We start from the raw sequence: 3,039 nt of genomic DNA, 5'->3' as shown, positions 1-3,039 counted from the left end.
GACCAGAGTAGGCGCTGAAGCGCCAACTCTGGTCGACAGGATTCGAAACGGCATGAGGAAAATCCCTAACTACGATCTGTACGGCGAGTCGGCGCGACCGCCCTGGTTCGATGCGTTCAACTTCGAATGGATCGTCGAACGCAGCCGGCCTAACGACTGGCATATCGCCGCTCACCGACACGACGCGCTACTGCAGATCCTCTATATCCGCAGCGGTACGGGCCACGTGTTGATCGAGAGCGAAAAGCTCGCAATCAAGGCGCCCTGTATCGTGCTGATTCCCGCGCAAACGGTGCATGGTTTCGTCTTTTCGCCGGAAATGGACGGGCTCGTGATCACCGCTGCGCAGCGGGCGCTGGAATCGATCTCGAAAGCGGTGTCGCCAGGTCTGCTGCCAGTGCTGCAACGGCCCGCGCTAATCCCCGTGCGACGCGCGGTCGGCGACGGCACGCTGATGCCGCTGTTCGGTTTGCTCGAGCAGGAATTTCGTGGCAGCGCGCGTGGCCACATCGCCGCGGGCATGTCGCTGATGATTGCACTTTTTGTGCAAGTGGCGCGTTTGATGGACGCCGCTTCCGACGCCGCGTCAGCCGCCACCGCAACGGTCAACGACCGGCGCGCGGCCCAGATCAAACGCTTGCGCGAACTCGTCGCCGCGCACGTGCGCGAACATCGGCCTGTCGAGTTCTATGCGGGGAAACTCGGCATCACGGCCGCACAGTTGGGCCGCATCTGTCGCGACGAACTCGGCCATTCACCGATGTCGCTCGTCAACGATCATCTGATACGCGAGGCACAGCGCGATCTGGTCTACTCCGGCCTGACCATCAAACAGATCGCGCATGCGCTCGGCTTCGAGGACGCGGCGTATTTCAGCCGCTACTTCCGCAAGCAGACTGGCGTCACGCCTACGGAGTTTCAGACTGCGGCACATCGGGATCTTTCGCTTAACTAAACATCCCGTCAGCCGCATGCGGCCCGCTTACGACGCCTGGGCTCCGGCGACGCCAACGTAGTTTTCCGCCATCGCGGTGGCCGCCGAGCGTGACGTCGTCACGTATTCCAGCTCGGCCACCTGCAGTTGCTGCTCGAATGGCGACGCACCTTCGACGCGGTGCATCATGCTGGTCATCCAGTACGAGAAGTGCTCGGCGCGCCAGATGCGCTTGAGTGCGGTTTCGGTGTAGCGCTCGAGCAGGTCGGCGCGACTGTCGACGTAGAACGCGTCCAGTGCCTGGGTCAGCACGCGCACGTCGGCGACCGCGAGGTTCATCCCTTTCGCGCCGGTCGGCGGCACGATATGCGCGGCGTCGCCGGCGAGGAAGAGCCGGCCATGCTGCATCGTGGCCGACACGAAGCTGCGCATGCCGACAATGTTCTTCTGGAAGATCTTGCCGTCGACGATCTTCTGCCCGTCGTGCGAATCGACCCGTGCATGCAGTTCCGCCCAGATCCGGTCGTCGGACCAGTTCTCGACCGAGTCCTTCGGATCGCACTGAAAATACATGCGCTGCACGTTCGGCGAACGTGTGCTGATCAGCGCGAAACCACGGTCGTGGCGCGCATAGATCAGTTCGTCCGACGATGGCGGCCCTTCACACAGGATTCCGAACCAACCGAACGGGTACACGCGCTCGTAGTCCTTGCGCAGCGCCTGCGGAATCGAAGCGCGCGACACGCCTTGCGAGCCGTCGCAGCCGATCACGAAGTCGCATTGCAGCTCGCACGCTTCGCCTTCATGGCGATAGCGGATCGACGGCTTGTCGGTATCGATGCCGTGTAGCGAGGTTTCCGACACGCCGAAACGCAGCGCGCCGTCGGCCGCCACGCGCGCCGCAACCAGATCCTTGATGACCTCGTGCTGTGCATAGACCGTAATCGAATGACCGGTGAGTCCGGTCAGATCGATGCGACGACGCTTGCCTTCGAACGCCAGTTCGAAGCCATGATGCAGCGCGCCTTCGGCCTTCATGCGCGCGCCGACGCCGGCTTCGGTCAGCAGGTCCATCGTGCCCTGCTCGAGCACGCCGGCACGGATGGTGGACTCGATCTGCTCGCGAGTGCGCGATTCGAGCACGACGGACTCAATGCCGCGCAGATGAAGAAGGTGGGAAAGCAGCAGGCCCGCGGGCCCGGCACCGATGATGCCAACCTGGGTACGCATGAGTTGTCTCCTGAATGCGGTGATTGATTGGCGCTCAGTGTGACAATTCGACGCTATATCGCGCAATGCGATATAGCGGATAGCTTGTATCTTGCAGAGAGATAGTGGACCTGCGCGGGTCCGGTCCGCTGAGGGGTGACAAGGCGCGCTAAAGCCCGCCGGACGGGGCTTCAGGCAGGTTCACGAGAGCCTTGGCGCAGTCACGTTGGGTGGCGCTTCATCAAGGTAAACCCCGCCCGTTTATGCCCGTTTCTGTTAGGCAAGGAACAGCCGGTACACCGGATTCTGCGTCTCTTCCCAGTACGGATAGCCGAGCGTCGCGAGAAAGCGGTCGAACGTTTCGTTCTCGGTCGCCGGCACCTGGATGCCGACCAGGATCGAGCTGTAGTCCGCGCCCTGGTTGCGATAGTGGAACAGGCTGATGTTCCAGTTCGGCGCCATCGACGACAGGAACTTCATCAGCGCGCCCGGCCGTTCCGGAAACTCGAAGCGGAACAGCCGCTCGTCATGCGCGAGCGGCGAGCGGCCGCCGACCATGTAGCGGATGTGCTGCTTGGACAGCTCGTCGAAGGTCAGATCGACGGTGGCGAAGCCATGCGCCTCGAAGGCGCCCGCGATCTGCGCCGGCTCGCTGCGATTCCTGATCTGCACGCCGACGAAGATATGCGCCGAATGCGCGTCGGCGATCCGGTAGTTGAGCTCGGTGACGCTGCGCGTGCCGACCAGCTCGCAAAAGCGCCGGAAGCTGCCGCGCTCCTCGGGGATCGTCACCGCGAACACCGCCTCGCGCGCCTCGCCCACTTCCGCGCGCTCGGCCACGAAGCGCATGCGGTCGAAATTCATGTTCGCGCCCGATGTGATCGCGATCAGCGTCT

Annotated in this window: 3 protein-coding genes; 1 reads left to right on the top strand and 2 read right to left on the bottom strand. The window is 63.1% G+C overall.

The window, feature by feature from the left end:
* The first annotated feature begins 52 nt into the window (after nucleotides 1–52).
* Nucleotides 53–955 carry a helix-turn-helix domain-containing protein gene (locus BN2475_RS09865; protein ID WP_094779343.1) on the top strand — a complete coding sequence of 301 codons (903 nt, stop codon included), beginning with the start codon at nucleotides 53–55 and terminating at the stop codon, nucleotides 953–955.
* Between the two features lie 27 nt (nucleotides 956–982).
* On the opposite strand, the gene BN2475_RS09860 is transcribed toward BN2475_RS09865, so the two are convergent.
* Together BN2475_RS09860 and BN2475_RS09855 are read right to left on the bottom strand one after the other, a co-directional pair.
* Nucleotides 983–2,164, bottom strand: a complete 1,182-nt coding sequence (locus BN2475_RS09860) for a 4-hydroxybenzoate 3-monooxygenase (protein ID WP_094779342.1) — start codon at nucleotides 2,162–2,164, stop codon at nucleotides 983–985.
* 255 nt (nucleotides 2,165–2,419) lie between these two features.
* The coding region (locus BN2475_RS09855) for a threonine ammonia-lyase (RefSeq protein ID WP_483874389.1) at nucleotides 2,420–3,039 on the bottom strand (620 nt) is incomplete at its 5' end.

The organism is Paraburkholderia ribeironis, assembly GCF_900019265.1.
Lineage (GTDB): Bacteria > Pseudomonadota > Gammaproteobacteria > Burkholderiales > Burkholderiaceae > Paraburkholderia > Paraburkholderia ribeironis.
The sequence above is the reverse complement of the archived record's forward strand: the minus strand, read 5'-3'. Positions and strand labels throughout refer to the sequence as shown.

Bases quoted from the DNA above. Each gene is read 5' to 3' on its own strand.
- BN2475_RS09865 (WP_094779343.1), top strand. From the start codon at position 53: ATGAGGAAAATCCCTAACTACGATCTGTACGGCGAGTCGGCGCGACCG.
- BN2475_RS09860 (WP_094779342.1), bottom strand. From the start codon at position 2,164: ATGCGTACCCAGGTTGGCATCATCGGTGCCGGGCCCGCGGGCCTGCTG.